General features: G+C 62.5%; 14 protein-coding genes. 10 read left to right on the top strand and 4 right to left on the bottom strand.

All coding sequences use genetic code 11. The features are described from left to right. The first annotated feature begins 309 nt into the window (after window positions 1–309). Genes AC1VNM_RS16675 through AC1VNM_RS16660 form a run of 4 tightly spaced genes read left to right on the top strand, consistent with a single transcriptional unit; the run spans window position 310 to window position 7,716 of the window. A complete protein-coding gene (locus AC1VNM_RS16675) occupies window positions 310–2,025 on the top strand; it encodes a class I SAM-dependent DNA methyltransferase (protein WP_483107649.1) in 1,716 nt (571 codons plus the stop codon). After that, window positions 2,015–3,382: a restriction endonuclease subunit S gene (locus AC1VNM_RS16670; RefSeq protein WP_483107648.1), complete on the top strand. Its 1,368-nt coding sequence runs from the start codon at window positions 2,015–2,017 to the stop codon at window positions 3,380–3,382. Before AC1VNM_RS16675 ends, AC1VNM_RS16670 begins: the two co-directional genes overlap by 11 nt. Continuing rightward, on the top strand, window positions 3,382–4,539 hold the full coding sequence (locus AC1VNM_RS16665; RefSeq protein ID WP_483107647.1) for an SIR2 family protein: 1,158 nt from the start codon (window positions 3,382–3,384) through the stop codon (window positions 4,537–4,539). The genes AC1VNM_RS16670 and AC1VNM_RS16665 overlap by 1 nt, the downstream gene beginning before the upstream one ends. 21 nt (window positions 4,540–4,560) lie before the next feature. After that, window positions 4,561–7,716: a type I restriction endonuclease subunit R gene (locus tag AC1VNM_RS16660; protein ID WP_483107646.1), complete on the top strand. Its 3,156-nt coding sequence runs from the start codon at window positions 4,561–4,563 to the stop codon at window positions 7,714–7,716. A gap of 68 nt (window positions 7,717–7,784) precedes the next feature. Here the strand turns inward: AC1VNM_RS16660 and AC1VNM_RS16655 are convergent, their stop codons facing one another. Both AC1VNM_RS16655 and AC1VNM_RS16650 read right to left on the bottom strand, forming a co-directional pair. After that, on the bottom strand, window positions 7,785–8,738 hold the full coding sequence (locus AC1VNM_RS16655; protein WP_483107645.1) for an HNH endonuclease: 954 nt from the start codon (window positions 8,736–8,738) through the stop codon (window positions 7,785–7,787). An 81-nt stretch (window positions 8,739–8,819) separates the two neighbouring features. Beyond that, on the bottom strand, window positions 8,820–9,419 hold the full coding sequence (locus AC1VNM_RS16650; protein ID WP_483107644.1) for a restriction endonuclease: 600 nt from the start codon (window positions 9,417–9,419) through the stop codon (window positions 8,820–8,822). Between the two features lie 208 nt (window positions 9,420–9,627). Between AC1VNM_RS16650 and AC1VNM_RS16645 the strand changes: the two genes are divergently transcribed. Further along, window positions 9,628–10,107, top strand: a complete 480-nt coding sequence (locus tag AC1VNM_RS16645; protein ID WP_483107643.1) for an SH3 domain-containing protein — start codon at window positions 9,628–9,630, stop codon at window positions 10,105–10,107. On the opposite strand, the gene AC1VNM_RS16640 is transcribed toward AC1VNM_RS16645, so the two are convergent. After that, entirely contained in the window at window positions 10,100–10,858 is a 759-nt protein-coding gene (locus AC1VNM_RS16640) for an IclR family transcriptional regulator (protein WP_483107642.1), read from the bottom strand. The two genes, AC1VNM_RS16645 and AC1VNM_RS16640, sit on opposite strands and share 8 nt — an antisense overlap. 133 nt (window positions 10,859–10,991) lie before the next feature. Between AC1VNM_RS16640 and AC1VNM_RS16635 the strand changes: the two genes are divergently transcribed. After that, window positions 10,992–11,744 (top strand): SDR family oxidoreductase, encoded by a 753-nt coding sequence (locus AC1VNM_RS16635; protein ID WP_483109286.1) that lies wholly within the window; start codon window positions 10,992–10,994, stop codon window positions 11,742–11,744. Window positions 11,745–11,825: 81 nt separating this feature from the next. Beyond that, on the top strand, window positions 11,826–12,680 hold the full coding sequence (locus AC1VNM_RS16630; protein WP_483107641.1) for an ureidoglycolate lyase: 855 nt from the start codon (window positions 11,826–11,828) through the stop codon (window positions 12,678–12,680). Window positions 12,681–12,964: 284 nt separating this feature from the next. Here the strand turns inward: AC1VNM_RS16630 and AC1VNM_RS16625 are convergent, their stop codons facing one another. Continuing rightward, window positions 12,965–13,786, bottom strand: a complete 822-nt coding sequence (locus AC1VNM_RS16625) for a substrate-binding periplasmic protein (RefSeq protein WP_483107640.1) — start codon at window positions 13,784–13,786, stop codon at window positions 12,965–12,967. 352 nt (window positions 13,787–14,138) lie between these two features. Between AC1VNM_RS16625 and AC1VNM_RS16620 the strand changes: the two genes are divergently transcribed. The 3 genes from AC1VNM_RS16620 to AC1VNM_RS16610 are packed head-to-tail and all read left to right on the top strand — an operon-like array spanning window position 14,139 to window position 17,841. Further along, window positions 14,139–15,977 (top strand): CPBP family intramembrane glutamic endopeptidase, encoded by a 1,839-nt coding sequence (locus tag AC1VNM_RS16620; RefSeq protein WP_483107639.1) that lies wholly within the window; start codon window positions 14,139–14,141, stop codon window positions 15,975–15,977. A gap of 19 nt (window positions 15,978–15,996) precedes the next feature. Further along, complete coding sequence (locus AC1VNM_RS16615; RefSeq protein WP_483107638.1) at window positions 15,997–17,091, top strand: porin; 1,095 nt, start codon at window positions 15,997–15,999, stop codon at window positions 17,089–17,091. A gap of 48 nt (window positions 17,092–17,139) precedes the next feature. Continuing rightward, complete coding sequence (locus AC1VNM_RS16610) at window positions 17,140–17,841, top strand: dienelactone hydrolase family protein (RefSeq protein WP_483107637.1); 702 nt, start codon at window positions 17,140–17,142, stop codon at window positions 17,839–17,841. The last annotated feature ends 240 nt before the right edge of the window (window positions 17,842–18,081 follow it).

Raw genomic sequence — 18,081 nt, 5'->3', positions numbered from 1 at the left:
AGCTCCATATTGTTCATGACAGCCTACAGCGGCTTCGTCCAAGTGCTGGCTGTCGCCCCGCTGCGAAACCTCACTTAGCGCATCCTCACGGCGTATGCATCTTGTCGGCTAAGGTGACGTTCTGACAAGGCGGTCAGCCTTGCACCGTGGTTCGCAGTTGATCCAATACAAGCGGTGGTTGTGTCTACAAAAACCAATGAGGTATTCGCGCCTAGCGCGATCGCTGTGCGCGCGACCTAAGGGATTTGCTGGGCAGAATGCAACGGAAAGTGCCACGATACTGATGCGGTACGCACAGGGATGAATTCAATGAACCAAGTCGAACAGCACTTCTTCAACGACCTCGAAAAGAAACTCTGGACATCTGCTGACAAACTGCGTTCCAACCTCGACGCGGCTGTCTACAAGCACATCGCATTGGGCCTGCTGTTCCTCAAGTACGTGTCTGATGCCTTCGAGGAGAGGCAGGAGGAGCTTGACTCTCAGTTCCGCGATCCGGCCCATGACTACTACATGGACCCGGCGGACTACCCCGAGGACTATGAGGGCAATGTCGCGGCCGAGCGGGAGGTGCGCGACTACTACACCGAGAAGAACGTGTTCTGGGTGCCTGTGGAAGCCCGCTGGCAGACCCTGGTGGACTGCGCCCAACTGCCGCCCAAGGCATCGCTGCCGTGGAAAAAGCCCGGCAAGGACGAGCCTGAAGAGATGCGCAGCGTGGGCTGGCTGATCGACAACGCCATGGAGGCCATAGAGCGTGAGAACGTCAAGCTCAAGAACGTGCTGAACAAGAGCTTTGCCAGCACAGAGCTAGCCTCGGCAAAGCTGGCCGACCTGATCGCGCTGTTCTCGGACACAAACTTCCACGCTACCGAGTACAAAGGCCAGCCGCTGAATCTGCAGGCCAAAGACATCCTGGGCCACATCTATGAATACTTCTTGGGCGAGTTCGCGCTAGCTGAGGGCAAGAAGGGCGGCCAGTACTACACACCCAAAAGCATAGTCAGCCTGATCGTGAACATGCTGCAGCCCTTCAAGGGCCGGGTGTATGACCCGGCCATGGGCTCTGGAGGCTTCTTCGTCCAGAGTGAAGACTTCATCGAGCAGCACGCGGGCAAGAGCGCCAAGGGCCATGGCAATAAGGCCAGCGGCCAGATCAGCGTGTACGGCCAGGAGAGTAACCCAACCACCTGGAAGCTGGCGGCCATGAACATGGCCATTCGCGGCATCGATTTCAACTTTGGTGGCGGACCGGGCGACACGCTGCAAAACGACCTGCATCCCGACCTGCGCGCCGACTTCGTGATGGCTAACCCCCCATTCAACATGAAGGAGTGGTGGAGCGAGAGGCTGGCCAACGACCCACGCTGGCTGGCAGGCACTCCGCCACAGGGCAATGCCAACTTCGCTTGGTTGCAGCACATGCTGTATCACTTGGCGCCCACCGGCAGCATGGCTCTGTTGCTGGCCAATGGCTCGATGAGCAGCAATACCAATGGCGAAGGCGAAATCCGTAAGCAGCTGGTGGAAGACGACTATGTGGAATGCATGGTGGCACTGCCCGGCCAATTGTTCACCAACACGCAGATCCCCGCCTGCATCTGGTTCCTCACGCGCGACAAGGCCAACGGCTATAACCTCAGCAAGAAGAAGCGCGATCGGCGCCGGCAGTTCCTGTTCATCGACGCACGCCGCATGGGCTACATGAAGGACCGCGTGCTGCGCGACTTCACCGAACAGGACATCCGGAAGCTCGCTGACACCTTTCACGCTTGGCAACAGGGTGAAGGCTACGAAGACGTCAAGGGCTTCTGCTACTCAGCCAGCCTAGACGACGTGCGCCAACACGAGCATGTGCTAACGCCGGGGCGCTACGTGGGCGCTGAAGACCAGGCGGATGATGGCGAAGCCTTCGCCGACAAGATGGCGCGCCTAACGGCACAACTGGCCGATCAGTTTGCAGAGAGCGCGGAGCTAGAGGATGAGATCAAGAAGAACCTGGCAGGGTTGGGACATGGCTTCTGAGATCGAATGGTTTGAGAGACCTCTAGGCGACCTCACGAACAACCATGATGGAAAGCGACGACCTGTAAAGGAGTCTGATCGGAAGAAGGGCCCGTTCCCCTACTACGGGGCATCTGGCATCGTCGACTATGTTGACGGCTACCTCTTCGACGGGACCTACCTGCTCATTGCTGAAGACGGCGAGAACCTCAAGACTCGACAGACACCCATTGCGTTCATTGCAGGCGGGCGGTTCTGGGTAAACAACCACGCGCACATCGTTACCGGCAAGGGCGAGGTGTGCACGGAGTACCTTCACTACTTCCTGCAAGTTGCGGACATCCAGCCATTCCTAACGGGCGCGGTGATGCCCAAGCTGACCCAAGGAAATCTCAACCGCATTCCGGTTCGTTACCCTTCACTGCATGTCCAGCGCAGGATCGTTAAAGTCCTCAAAGACCTGGACGACAAGAGTGCGGTTAACCGCCGCATTAATCAAACTCTCGAAGGTATGGCGCAAGCCATCTTTAAGTCTTGGTTCGTGGACTTCGATCCCGTCAGAGCCAAGATCGCCGCTAAAGTTGAAGGACGCGACCCTCTACGTGCGGCGATGAGTGCCATCAGCGGCAAGTCCGACACTGAACTCGACGCCCTACCACCCGAGAGACGCGAACAACTTGCCGCCACCGCCGCGCTATTTCCGGATGAGCTGACGCAATTGCCATTCGGTGATGCGCCTGCCGGTTGGTCCGTAAAGCCATTTGCGCTGTTGACCGACAAGATCGGCAGTGGAGCGACCCCGCGCGGTGGACGAGAGGTGTATCAAAACGAAGGCGTCGCACTCATTCGGAGCCAGAACGTATACGACAGTCTGTTCGTCTGGGAAGGCTTGGCACGGATCACAAATGAGGCGGCCGATCAACTCAAAGGTGTCACCGTGCACAAAGGTGATGTCCTGCTGAACATAACCGGTGCGTCCATTCTGCGTACCTGCGTAGTGCTGCCTGATGTTCTGCCCGCACGCGTGAATCAACATGTAGCCATCATTCGGGCTAAGACAGGCGTGCCGCCAAGATTTCTGCACCAGCATCTGCTTCTGCCTGAGACTAAGAGTTTCCTCCTGGGATTGAATGCCGGTGCATCGCGCGAGGCCATCACCAAAGGCCACATCGAGTCGCTTGCAGTGCTTGTACCGGCCCCCGAGCTGCTGGCGTCTTTTGAGGCATTTACAGACCCGCTGTTCCGGCAAGTCGAATGCAGTGCTCGACAGATGAGGGCGCTAGCTGAAATGCGTGATGCGCTGCTGCCCCAACTGCTATCGGGCGACCTTTCGGTCAATTCGGCTGCGGCTGCGGTTGAAGGCTTGGGAGCTAACTGATGGACATCCAGAAGCTCCGGGACAGCAAGCTTATTGTCGATAAGGTCGAGGAAGCTTTGCAGGCGGCCTACAACTCCAAGGCCGATTTCAATCAGCAGCTGGATCAAGCCGACCCGGTTGTGCTCAAGAGCTTGAGAGACCCTGAACACGAATACGTGGTCAAGGTCAGCGACGTGCTGTACTGGGCAGAGCGGGACGCCTACCTGGATGAGCTGGATCATTGGGAAGGTAAGCGGCAGGCCGATGAGCACGAGGACGCGGTCGCTTTCATTCGTGATTCGGACCAACGCTCCGTCTTTCTGGACTTAGTTGATGCTGTCCGCGGCGGGCGGGTCGCGCCGTTTGTCGGCGCTGGTCTGTCAAGCGCCTGTGGCTATCCCATGTGGCGCGAGGCACTGCGCAAGATGGCGCAGAAACTCCATGGCATCGGTGTGCAGGACATCGAGCCCTTGATGGCGCAGTACGACTATCTGCAAGCCGCTCAGGTGTTGCACGATGCGGCGGCCGATCAGGTGCGGCACTTCATCAAGACCGAGTTCCGCCAGCGCGGCGCCATCGTCGGGCCGGTCGGGCTACTCCCGGATCTCGCCAAGGGGTGCATCGTCACTACCAATTTCGACACCGTTATCGAAGACTTGTTTCGTGACCGCGGCCAGCCGCTGGATGGCTACATGCACGGCACCCAGGCTGGCAACAACTTCGTGCAGCGGCTGTTGCGTGGCGAGCGTTGCATTCTCAAGCTGCATGGGGATGCCGGGCAGGACAACACCCATGTGTTCACCCGATCGCAGTACGACGCGGCCTACGGTGAACCGCTCGCGTTCCAGAACCAGCTTCCTCGCGCACTGCGGCAGATCTTCATCAGCCATTCGCTCCTGTTCATTGGCTGCAGCCTGGAACAGGATAAGACGTTGGAGTTGTTCCAACGGATAGTGGACGAGGCCGCCTTCGAGATCCCTGACCACTTTGCAGTGTTGAACGAGCCCAACGACGCTGCGTCAAAGGCGCAGAAGGAGGCCCGTCTCCTGCACCTCAAGGTGCGTCCGATCTGGTATCCCACGCCGATGTCCAGAGATGGCAAGCCTGACCACGGTATGTTGGAGCGCATTCTTCGCCTGGCGCTTGCGGTGTCGCGTCGGCAGGTTGTGTTCGATTGACGCGATGCTGAGTCTCCCCAAATGCTGAACGAACATCAACTCGAAGAGCAGTGCATCCGCTGGTTTGAAGAGTCCGGCTGGCGGTATGCACACGGCCCGGATATAGCGCCGGAAGGGGTGAGCGCCGAGCGAGCCGACTATCGGCAGTTGGTGTTGCGTAGTCGTCTGCTGGCTGCCTTGGCCCGCATAAACCCGCACATTCCCGCGCAGGCGCTGGATGAGGCCGCTGATGCCGTCGTCAGGATAAGCGAGCCGTTGCTGGTGGTTCGCAACCGCGCTGTACATCGTCTCTTGCTAGGCGGTGTTGAAGTTGCTTTCCCCAAGCCCGACCGCGAAGGCAAGACCGACGATCTAGTCAGCCTGATCGATTTCGCCACCCCGTCTAACAACGAGTTTCTGGTGGTGAACCAATTTACCGTGCAGGGCAGCAAGCAGCCACTGCGGCCAGATCTCGTTGCGTTTATTAACGGCCTGCCGGTCGCGGTGATTGAGTTGAAAAACCCGGCCAACGAACAGGTTGGCATCTGGGATGCGTTTAATCAGCTGCAGACCTACAAGACTGAAGCCGCCGACCTCTTCAACTGCAACGCCGTGTTAGTGATCAGCGATGGCTTCACGGCTCGCGTCGGCTCGCTGACGGCTGATGCCGAGCGCATGCTGCCCTGGCGCACCATTGCCAATGAGGATGACCGGCCCCAGCTGCAAATGGAGTTGGAGACGATGGTTCGCGGGTTCTTTAAGCCTGAGCTGCTGCTGGACTACCTGCGGCACTTCGTTCTGTTTGAGCAAGACGGTGATGTACTCATCAAGAAGGTGGCCGGCTACCACCAGTTCCACGCAGTGCGCGAAGCGGTGGCCGCCACGGTGATCGCCGCGCAGGAAGCCGACAAGGGTCTGCTGGAGGTGCGGGAAGAGCGCGCCATCTATGGCAAGCAAGTACAGCCTGGCTCGCGTAAGGCGGGCGTGGTGTGGCACACGCAGGGGTCGGGCAAGAGCATCACCATGGCCTGTTATGCAGGCAAGCTGTTGCAGCAGCCGGCAATGAAGAACCCCACGCTGGTGGTGGTAACGGATCGGAACGACTTGGATGGTCAGCTGTTCGGCACGTTCTCCGCTGCTAGAGACTTGTTGAAGACTGAGCCGCTGCGGGCCACGGGCCGCGATGAACTGCGCGACATGCTCGCCTCGCGCCAGGCCGGCGGAGTCATATTCACCACGGTGCAGAAGTTTGCGCTGCTGGAAGGTGAGGAAGTGCACCCCGAGCTGTCGGCCCGCACCAACGTCGTGGTGATCTCGGACGAAGCCCACCGCAGTCAGTACGGCATGAATGGGCGGCTGGACACCAAGACCGGCAAGTACGTGTTCGGCTTCGCCAAGCACATGCGCGATGCCCTGAAGAACGCCACCTTTATTGGCTTTACCGGTACGCCCATCGCCCTGGAAGACAAGGATACCCGCGCGGTATTCGGTGACTACGTCAGCATCTACGACATCCAGGATGCGGTGGACGACGGCTCCACGGTGCCCATCTACTACGAGAGTCGGCTGGCCAAGCTGGACGTGAATCAAGCTGAGATCGATACGCTGAACGCTCAGGTCGATGAGGTGGTGGAAGACGAGGAAGACATCGTCAGTCGAGAGAGAACCAAGAGCGAATGGGCAGCACTTGAGAAGCTTGTGGGCGCGGACCCGCGACTGAAGCAGGTGACACGTGACCTCGTGCAGCACTTCGAGGCGCGCATCAGCTCCATCGACGGCAAGGCCATGATCGTGTGCATGAGTCGCGAGATCTGCGTGCGAATGTACGACGCCATCACGGCACTGCGTCCGGACTGGCATAGCGATGACCCGGCTGCCGGCGCCATCAAGGTCGTAATGACCGCATCATCAGCTGATAAATCAGTCTTGCAGCCACACCGATACACCCCAGCGGTGAAGAAGTCATTAGAGAAGCGATTCAAGAACCCGGCCGACGCGCTGAAGTTGGTGATCGTGAGGGACATGTGGTTGACCGGTTTTGATGCTCCCTGCTGCCACACGATGTACGTGGATAAGCCGATGAGGGGTCATAACCTGATGCAGGCCATCGCCCGGGTGAATCGCGTTTTCAAGGACAAACCCGGCGGTTTGGTGGTGGACTACATTGGCATTGCCAACGAGCTGAAGGCCGCGCTCAGGACCTACACCGAAGCGAAGGGCAAAGGCGATCCGACGCACAACGCGGGAGAAGCACTGGCGGTCTTGGTTGAGAACATGCACGTGCTGCGTGGCCTGATGCACGGCTTCGACTACAGCGCTTATGAGACGGACGCAATTTCGCTGATCGTGCCGGTGGCAAATCATCTGCTGGGTTTGAACGATGGCAAGCAGCGCTTCCTTGATGTAATGACGGCAGTGAGCAAGTCATTCTCATTGTGCGGCACGCTGGATGAGGCCGTTCAGTTGCGCAAGGAGATCGCATTCTTCGCTGCCGTAAAGGCGGCCATCACGAAGTTCACCACGGTGGACAAGAAGCGGACCGCCGAAGATAAGAACAGTGCGCTCAAGCAGATCCTGGACAACGCGATAGTGTCCGATGGGGTGTCGGACATATTCGCGCTGGCGGGCCTCGACAAGCCAAACATCGGTCTGCTGTCAGATGAGTTCCTGGAAGACGTGCGGAAGATGAAGAGCCGGAATCTTGCGGTTGAGCTGCTGGAGAAGCTGCTTCGTGACGAGATCAAGTCCCGTGCCCGCAATAACGTAGTGCAGGAGAAAAAGTACGGCGATCGCCTGCTTGAAACGCTAAGGCAATATCACAACCGAGCGATTGAGACGGCCCAGGTCATCGAAGAATTGATCGCCATGGCGAAAGAGTTTCAGGCCGCGCTGGCCCGGGAGACCGAACTAGGTCTGACCCATGACGAGATCGCCTTCTACGACGCGCTGGCTAACAATGAAAGTGCGGTGCGTGAGTTGGGAGACGATACGCTCAAGAAGATCGCGATCGAGATCACAGAGAGGCTGCGATCCAGCACAACGGTGGATTGGCAGGTGCGCGACAGCGTAAGGGCCAAACTACGCATTCTGGTCCGGCGTACGCTGCAGCGATGGAAGTACCCGCCCGATCAGCAAACTGACGCGGTGGAGCTGGTGCTGAAACAGGCAGAAACGCTGTCGAACGATTGGTCCAAGTGATTGAACGGACAACTCGCTCGCTTGTTGCCAAACAAGCCAGCCGTGCTAGTGCGATGCTTCTTCTGCCGCTAAGGAATCAGAACATTGCCACGGTGGTATTCGATGTAGCGCAAGTGCTGTGCTAGCGAGATCCTTGAGCGCAGGACGAGGTGGAGCCCCATTGCGTCAAGGTCAACATCAGCCAATGTGCTTGACACGATTAGTGAACCATCGTCGTTGAAGGAGATCAGTCCTCTGTCAAACATCTGATCCAAGTTGGGCGCTAGCAGCAGACCGTTTCGCGGATCCAACCGCTCTGTGGACGTTTCGCAGAGTCGCCAAGGCTTGATATGGCTTGCGCGAAGCAGGCGCGGATCACGTACTCCGCTCACGATGCAGCTCCCATGCAAGGCTAGCACCTGTTCCCGAAAGACCCCTTGACCTTTGCGAGCGAGCACAAGAGTCTCGCGTTCCGACTGGGAGAGATCAGGGTCTCGATCGATCTCGTCGCATTCCTTCTCTTCGATCAACTCCAGGAGCGCTGCGCTGTCGCAAGATGGCTGTATCGCATCCCGAGTTCCGTGCGTCCAGCTTTCGACCAGCGACATGAGTGTCGAATCAATCTCTGACAGGTAGGCGTTCTGGTTGCCCTTTCCTGTTGAGGTGTTCAACGGCGAGTACTTCTCAGGGAGGACGGGAAGGAGCTCGGCGAGATGATCAGCGGGGCGTGCCTCGGCGTTCACGCGCTGCCATTGAACCGGGAGAAGCCATCCCCACTCCGCCCAATTGGATCCAACAGTCCGAAATGTTGCGGGCTTTGGAGCTGTGGTGGCTGTGTCGGTGACCTCGCCCAAAGCACGAATGCGGCCATCGGCATATGAGACTACCAAGTCGCCTGGCTTGGCGCGACGCATGTTGTCGTAGAACCGATTCGTAGCTCCCGTGGCGGACTTCTTGGGACTCCATAGATAGCCGCCATCGAACTCCTGCTGGAAGGTTTGCTTGTGGTTGACCCACCAGTACGCCTGTTTGATCTCTGACATTCCTTTGCTCCCTTTTGGAGCGGAATGTAGCGCTCAAATGACTTCAATAAGTCAGTCGCATCCTGCTACCGCACGAACTGCTCAAGCCGGCCTCGTCCCCTTGCACATCGGATAAGTCGAGCACGCGTAGACCTGCTGCCCGGCGGTCGGCCCGCGCTTGAGCGTCCTCAGCACCATCGGCTGCGAGCAAGCCGGGCAGACCACCATCGTGACGTCCGCCGCTGACCGTTGCGGCTCGGGCTGCGGAGCAGAGGAGGTCGCCAGTAGCGCCGCCAACTTAGGCCCATCGATGAGCCGAATATTCCGCCCCTCCGCAAACGCCTGCGTCTCCTTGGTGAAGCTCCCCGCCGTCACCACGAACCCACCCGCTGCCCCGCGCGCCGCCATCACGTCGTAGAGCTCCCTTGCCGCGCCCACGCCCACCTTGCGGGCTTTCCAGTGCTTGCACTGAACGAGGAAGGTCTCGTTCCCGGTCTTCGACGGCTTGCGCAGCACGAGGTCCACGCCGCCATCGGGGCCGCTGCCGCCGATCTCGACCACGGTGAAGCCCTTCTGCCGGAACGCATCGCCAATCAGCAGCTCGAACTGGTGCCAGGTCATGCCATCGGTCACGGCGGCGCCATCGGCGAGTGCGGACTGCTCGTGCAACTTCCCCGTCGCGCGCGGTCGGAGAACCGACATCACCGCCGCTCCTACTGAAGCGAACAGACCCAGCAGACCCTCTCCCGAGGGTCTCTTCTTCGTTCTGGCCATTTCGGCTCTCTCCCTGAAGACGTCAACCGAGTATCGCCTTCGCCATGTCCGCGAGGCATCGGACCTTCAGACAACTTGTTCGGCAACTTCCTGGCCTTGCTGGGACGGGTCAAGACCTTCTACGACGTGCTCATCGATGGCGACTGATCAGAACCCCATCGTCCAGCGTTGGTTCGCGATCGCCTTGGTCTTGCTCGGCGCGATCGGCAACGCCGCCGCGGGCTCGCCGGAGGCGAGCCGCAGTCAGTGCGAGATCGGCGCCTTCGTCCAGGAAACCGATCCTGCCGGCCTGAACGTCCGTGCCGCCCCCAATGCCAAGGCGAAGGTGCTCGGCAAGCTCGTGCCCGTCTACGTGGATCCAGAGCAGGGCTATCGCACGCGCGCCGAAGTCGAAGTCGTCGCGTCGGAAGGGGGCTGGTTCCTCATCCGCAATGCGCGCGACAACCCGGACATGACCGGCCAGGCCGAACGGCCGATGTATCGCGGCAAGGGCTTCCCGCGGGACGCTTCCGCGTCTGGGTGGACAAGATCTGCGATCTTCAGGAGACCAGCTGCAGCGGACTCGGCGGCGACGAGCCCTGAATTGCGGAGCGCTCAGTCCTCCGCCGTTACCTAATCGAAAGCCGCCCCACTGCGCCGGCCAGCAGTTCTCGCGTCGCGTCCAGATCGGCGCCGACATGCCGGTCGATACGTCGGATGAAGGGACAGGTCAACACCGCCAGCGCATGGTCACCTGGGCCCACCACGGGCATCGACATGTCGACGACACCGTAAGCCTGCAGGCTGTCACCTTGCCAATACCCAAGGTCGCGGACCTGCTGCAGGATCGGCGACAGGTCCTCCTCGGACAGCGGCACCTCCCCATCGAGACGCTCATGTTCGGCCAGCATGTCCGCGCGACCTTGGGCGGACTGGAAGGCGAGCATGACGTGACCTGACCCCGTCCCCACCAGACTGATCCTCGCGCCGAGGCGCACCGACATGCCCCAGTTCCCCGGGCCGTTCACCTGGGCCACCACGATGATGTTGCCCCGGTCGTAGATGCCGAGGTGGCAGGACTGTTCGGCGGCCTTGGCGAACGCGTCCATCGCCGGCAGCGCCTGGGCCACAAGCCGTTCAATCGGCGGGTGACGATGCCCCAGCGCGAACAGCTTCAGGCTGAGGGCGTAGCGGTCGCCCTGCGCTGACCTGGAGACGTAGTGGCGCGCGACAAGCCGCTCCAGCATGCGATAGATCTCGCTGGGGCTGCGGCCCATCTCCTTGACGATCTCGGCACGCGTCAGCCCGTGGGGCTGCTCCGCCAACAGTTCCAGGATGTCCAGCCCCTTGTCCAGTGCGGGGGCGCGGTAGCGGTCTTCTTCTGACATGGGCGGGGAGGGTAATGCGCAGCGTCGGGACGGATTCGAAGCACCAGGGGGAATCACTGTTGCCTTGCGCTCATCGGAGTTCTAGATTATCCATCAATGAACTTTAAGTTCATTGGTGAACAGCGAGAACGCCATGAGACTCCGAGACAAGACCATCCTGATCACGGCCGCCGGGCAGGGCATTGGCCGCGCCAGCGCGCTGGCCTGCGCCCGAGAAGGCGCCAAGGTCATCGCCACGGATTTGAATGGCAGCTTGCTGGAGTCTCTGGCCACTGAATCCGGAAACCTGGTGACCCACGTGCTCGACGTGCGAGATGGCGCCCAGGTCAAGCAGCTGGCCGCTTCCGTGCCAGTCCTTGACGGGCTCTTCAACTGCGCCGGCTACGTCCACCACGGCTCGGTGCTGGACTGCGATGAAGCGGACTGGGACTTCAGCTTCGACGTGAACGTCAAGGGCGCGTACAGGCTGATCCGGTCGTTCCTGCCCGGCATGCTGGACAGGATCGCCACGACCGGCGGTAGTGCGTCCATCGTCAACATGGCCTCGATGGCGTCGTCGATCAAGGGCTTTCCCAACCGCTTCGCCTATGGCGCCAGCAAAGCGGCCGTCATCGGCATGTCGAAGGCCATCGCGGCAGACTATGCGAAGCTGGGACTGCGCTGCAACGCACTGTGTCCGGGGACCGTCGATACGCCGTCGCTTCGCCAACGCATCGCCGCGGCTGCGGATCCCCTGCAAGCGGAGAAGGACTTCATCGCCCGGCAGCCCGTGGGCCGCCTGGCCACGGTGGACGACATCGCGCCGCAGGTGGTCTACCTGTTGAGCGACGAGTCCCGCTTCGTGACCGGACAGGCCGTCCTGGTGGATGGCGGCGTGACGATCTGAACCGCAAGGAAAAAGCACCTCCATGAAGCGGATCGACGCACACCCACACTTCTGGGTCGAAGGCAACGGTGGACACCATCCATGAAACTGCTGCGCTACGGCCCGACGGGCCAGGAAAAACCAGGCCTCCTCGATGCACAGGGCCGTGTCCGCGACCTGTCGGCCCTCATTGCCGACATCGCGGGTGATGTCCTGACGCCCGCAGGACTGGATCGCTTGGGCGCCATCGACCCGACCACGCTGCCCTTGGTGGCAGGGACGCCCCAGCGGGACCTGCGCGTGGGTCCCTGCGTCGGCCGCGTCGGCAAGTTCATCTGCATCGGCCTGAACTACGCCGACCACGCCGCCGAATCCGGCCTGCCCGTGCCGACCGAACCGGTCGTGTTCGCCAAATGGACCAGCGCGATCACCGGCCCGGACGACGACGTGAAGATCCCGCGCGGCTCGGTCAAGACCGACTGGGAAGTGGAGCTGGGCGTCGTCATCGGCCAGGGTGGCAGCTACATCGAGGAAGCCGACGCGCTCAAGCATGTGGCCGGCTACTGCGTCGTCAACGACGTGTCCGAGCGCGAATGGCAGCTGGAGCGCGGCACGCAGTGGGACAAGGGCAAGGGCTGCGACACCTTCGGTCCCATCGGCCCGTGGCTCGTCACGGCCGACGAGGTGCCGAATCCGCAGGCGCTGCACCTCTGGCTGGAGGTCGACGGCAAGCGCTACCAGAACGGCAACACGCGCACGATGGTCTTCAACGTGGCGCAGATCGTCAGCTACCTCAGCCGGTTCATGAGCCTGCAGCCGGGCGATGTCATCTCCACCGGCACGCCGCCGGGCGTTGGCCTGGGCCAGAAGCCGCCTGTCTACCTGAAGCCGGGCCAGACGATGCGCCTGGGCATCGAAGGGCTGGGCGTGCAGACGCAGAAGACCGTCGCAGCGTGAGCCGCGTCACTGGCCTTTGCATGGGTGGCTGCCGAAACGCCTCGCCGATCTGCAGTTCGAACTGGTGCCAGGTCATGCCATTCATGACCGCGGGTTCCTCGCCTCTCGGCGGCGGCGAAGGCCTACGTCGCCGACAAGCTCTACCAGCGAGCCTACGGCGCCTGGACCCCACCGAGCGGAGCGTCGTCGACGACATCCGTGCATCCTCCAGCGAAGCGCCGCGTCCGGGTCTGGAGCAGGGCATGATCAGCGGGGCGTAGCGCTCACGGTGTGACGCAGGATCCTCACTCCTCCGCCGCCAGCAACTGCCCGATCTCGCGCCGATTGCTCCTCACCGCTTGATCCAGCGCCGGAATCAGCGCCGCCAGGCTGCTCCCCCGCGCCGTCACGAAGCGCTCGCCCAGCGTCCCCAGCGGCGACGGGCCGACCTTCAGCCGTTCCAGGTTGCCGCCCGAGTCGGCGATGCGCTGCCTCAGCGCGCGCACATCCGTGTTGAAGTGATTCGCCAGCAGCACGTCGCAACGGCCGGCCATGAGCTGTCGGACCCTCGTCCGGAAATCCCCGGACACGTACTCCGCGGCGTAGATCGACCCCTTCGCCGCTTCCAGCGCGCGGCCGTAGTCGAGCCCCCGCACCACGCACACCCGCAGGCCCTTGAGGTCCTCCACGGCGCGCAGTTCCCGATCCACCTCGCTCCGCGCGATCGGCCACACCCCGCTGACGAAGACGTCCTCCGAGAACAGCAGCCGCGACGACAGGTTCGACGACTTCCCGGCCCCGAACCCCATCGTCCAGCCGTTCTCCACCATCGCCAGCATGCGCGGCACCGGCACCAGCTGGCAGTCCCACGCCAGCTCGGCGCTCCGGCCGATGAGCTCGAGCACCGGCTTGATCCGCGCGATGTTGATCCCCTCCGGCAGCGCGAGCGGCACGACCGGCATCACGGGCATCACCGGCGCACCCGCCGCCTTCCCGCCCGCGACCAGCGCGAGCAGCGGCGCCAGCGCCACGGCGCGGCGGCGCACACCCATCCCCGGCGCGAAGGCGGTCACGCCCTCCGCCACCCGCGGGGCCTCCCCGACGCTCACGCCCTTGACGCGCTGCATGGCCACGATCGCTCTCTTCCGCACCGGTGTGTCCGGCTTTGGTGGGGAGACTAGCCGCGATGGTTGAAGGCTTGGTGAAGGAAGCGTTGGGAGGCCGCGAGCGGCATGAAAAAGGGCGCCGAAGCGCCCTTCAAAGAGGATGGGTCAGTACATCCTGATCCATTCATAGAGCTTCTGCGTCCCGCAGGAAATCACTGCAGAACTCTCGCTGACGCCTGGCCAACTGGATTCCTGTCGCACGCAGTCAATGAAGTCGGTCGGCGGCATCGGGACCGGCTCGCGTCCAGCGGGCGTTCCAGCCCAGCTGTCGCCGCCGGACACCATATCGATCTCTTGGTCTGTCAGGACTTGCATGTTCGCTTTCGAATCTCCGAGATTCGCTCGGTTCGAGTGGATGCGAAAACATCCACGACGCGAAAGCTACCTGTTGAAGGCGAGCCTGGATATTCCTCAGAAACAGCAGCAAAAAGCTGCGCAAGTCTGCACCTCATTTCGATGCCTAGCATGCACGGCTCCAATTGCTCCGCTCAGAGTCATGCTCGGAAATATCGCGCGCGTTCCTCATCTCCCATTCCTCTATCGAAAGCTGCGCCGCATCGCCAAGTGGACACCACTCCTTGTCCTGGCCTTGGCGCTCAGAAACTGGCCCGAGTTCATCGAGGGGCCGCACCTGTGGACAGTATTCGACTTCGGATATCGGGGGGAGTTTCGTCTCTATCTCAACATTGAGCTCACGCTGTCCGGATTGGCGCTCCTGGGCGCATTTGTCTCCCTGAAGGCCAGCCCCGCGTGGCACAAGCTGTTGAGACCGGTCCCCCGGATCAGCATCACGATGGCGATCGCCACGCTGATGCTCTTTGCCGCAGCGACATTGGCGATCACTCCAGCCGCCGTCCATTCGCAGTTCCGACCGATCAACCCGAGTGATCATTTCCCGACTTGGACGATCTCCGTCCTGTCGCTCCTGCTGGGCGCGTTCCAGCAGGAGATCTGGAATCGCGCGATCCTGCAGTCCACGCTCACCCGGATGTTTGGCAACCGGTGGATGGGACTTGGGCTCACCGCCGTCCTCTGCTGCGCCAGTCAGCCGCATGGTCAGCAGGCAATGGCCTTCTGCTCCGCGATGCTCTTGGGCGTTGTGTTCATCCGCACCCAGTCGCTGGTGTGCATCGCTGCGATTCGCGTCGCCCTCGATCTGTCGTCGGGCATCCTGCAGGGCGGCACCTTCATGGAGGCTAGCTTCCTGGCGCCCAAAGAGTTCCTGGTCACCAAACCGCTCCTGCTCCTGGGCGTTCTACTCCTCGCCTTCACCGTCGAGCTCTGGTATCGGCGCTCGCCGCGCCAGACGCAATTGATCAGGGCCTTCGCGAAGAACCTGCTGCTGATCGCGTTGGCGATTGCGCTTTGCACACTGACTGGCGAATTGCTTCGCCCCTTGTGGATCGCGCTGATCGATCACAACGAATGGCTGACCCGATCGCTGCTGTGGCGCATGAACCTTCTCGTGCAAGCCGGCGTCGCAGTGACCGTGCTGGCCCTCCTCCGACGGGGGCCAAGCCTGCGCGAACTGCTGGCAATCCGTCCGGGAGTGACGGTGAGCCTGGCCGTCGCGGCTGCGTTGATGCCGGCCTTGGCCGCAGTCATCGTGCTCCCGCATGACTTCAGCGCCGGCCTCTTCGCGCCCATGAGCCCTTTGACTGCCGACCCGCATTACTGGCTCGGCACCGTCCTGCCACTGGTGGTGGGCGTGATCGAGGAAGAAGTGTTTCACCGAGCGCTCATCCAGTCGCTGCTGAGCAGGCTCTTCCGCAGTGAATGGGCCGGCGCCATCGTCGGGGCTCTGCTGTTCGCAGGCGTCCACCCTTTCGAGAACGCAACATTCATCCTGCCGGGCGCCTTGCTCCTCGCCCTCGTTTTCATGCGAACGCGATCCATCGTCTGCACCACAGTCCTGCACCTGACGCTCAACATCGCCGGCCAGATGATCGCGGGAACGCATTTCACAAACGAGCTATTCATTTCTCCGGACGCTTTCATCTCCGCATGGCCGCTCTATGGGGCGTTGTTGCTGGCGCTCGCTGTGGCGTTCGAATGGTGGTGGCGCATGGCAGCCGAGGCGAACGCACGGCGACTTGGTTCTCCCCCGAACGAGAGAGCCGCGATCTGCGGCATCGCGCCAACATCGGCGTGACGCCACCTCGCCCGCTCCGATGCAGTACCGCTCCTTCCCATCGCTCATGCTCGGCGGTCTCGCGCTCGCCGCGACCGCCGCCCACGCCCAATCCACCGTCACGGTCTACGGTCGGCTCAACGTGTCGCTCGAGCACGCCGACGCCAGCCATGCCCCCCGTGACCGCGCCGTCTACCGCGAGTCCAACAACCGCTCCGTCATCGGCTTCCGCGGCGTCGAGGACCTGGGCGACGGCGTCCAGGCGCTGTTCCAGATCGAGGGCTCGCTCGCCCTCGACACCGGCGTCGGGCCGTCCCTCGCCAACCGCGACACCCGCGTCGGGCTGCAGACCCCCTACGGCCTGCTGTTCGCCGGCCACTGGGGCACGCCGTACCTGCTGTCCACCAGCACCCTCGACCCCTGGTATCCCACCACCGCCGGCTACATGGCCCTGATGGCCAACGGCTCCGCGCCCACCACCAACCACCTGGGCAACACCGCGTCCTTCGACCGGCGGCAGCAGAACATCGTCCAGTACTGGACCCCCGCGTGGAACGGCCTCACAGGCCGCGTCGCCTACGCCTTCAACGACGGCGAGATCGGCCCCAACGGCGCCCGCCCGCAGCTCCTCTCCGCCTCCATCACCTGGGACGACGGCCCTTGGAACCTCGCGCTCGCCCACGAGCAGCACCGCGACTACCAAGGCCCGCACCTCACCGACTCCGCCACCAAGCTCGGCGCCGCGTATCGTTTCGGCCCGGGCCGCCTCGCCGCCGCGGTCGAGCGCCTGCGCTACGAGACGCCGCTCGGCGCATTGACGCGCGACAGCGCCTTTGTCGCCGCCACTTGGCAGATCGGCCCGACCAACCTGCGCGCCAGCTTCACCCATGCCGGCGAGGGCAAGGGCCCCGCCGGCACGCGCATCGGCTTCATCTCGGCGGGCGAGGACACCGGCTCGCGGCAATGGACGCTCGGCGCGGACTACACGCTGTCCAAGCGCACCGGCTTCTACGCCTACGTCTCGCGCATCGACAACCAGGCGCGCGCCGCCTACGACTTCGCGATCAATCCGCTGGGCGTCGGCGTCGGGGAAAAGCCCACCGTGTTCGCGCTGGGGATGCGGCACGCGTTCTGACTTTTCGTCGTCAACCTTTTCGTCGCCAACCGCTCAAGGAGACCCGCCATGGGTGAACGCATCACCATCACGACGCCCGCCGGCTCGTTCGGCGCCTACCTCGCCCGACCGAAGGCGTCTTCCGCGCCGGCCGTCGCGGTGATGCAGGAGATCTTCGGCATCAACAAGGACATGCGCGAGACCTGCGACTGGCTCGCCGACCAGGGTTTCATCGCCGCCTGCCCCGACCTGTTCTGGCGCCTCGAACCCGGCGTCGAGATGTCCGACGGCTCCGAAGCGGAATGGAAGAAGGGTTTCGCGCTCTACCAGGCCTTCAACGTCGACACCGGCGTCGAGGACGCCGCCGCCACGATGCAGCACCTGCGCGGCCTGCCCGGCTGCAACGGCAAGGTCGGCATCACCGGCTTCTGCCTCGGCGGCCTGCTCACCTTCCGCACCACCGCCCGCGAGCGCACGGACGCGTCCGTCGCCTATTACGGCGGCGCCACCGAGCGTTACGTCGAGGAAGGGCGCGCCATCGCCACCCCGCTGCTGATGCACCTCGCCGGCAGCGACGAGTACATGCCCGCCGAGGCCCAGCAACTGATCCGCGACACGCTCGCCGGCAATCCGAACATCACCATCCACACCTATCCCGGCCGCTCGCACGCCTTCGCGCGCCGCGGCGGCCAGCACTACGAGGCCGAGGCCGCCACCCTCGCCAACGACCGCACGATCGCGTTCTTCCGCGAGCACCTCGGCAGCGCCTGACCGCCATCGTCCCACAGCCTGCGCCGCGGGCTCAGCCCGTGTCGCACGCTCGGCCTGTGCGGACGCTCAGCCCGTGTCGCACGCTCGGCCCGTGCGGACGCTCAGCCCGTGCGGACGCTCAGCCCGTGCGTCGGGTTCCCAGCGGACCTGGGATGCGACCGCCTGTCCCTCATGCTGTCCCTCATGTCTTGCACGGCATATCCATATGCCCGTTGACGTGGGCGACTGGTGGCAACATCG

This window comes from Mitsuaria sp. MSU3D, assembly GCF_056867975.1.
The sequence above is the reverse complement of the archived record's forward strand: the minus strand, read 5'-3'. Positions and strand labels throughout refer to the sequence as shown.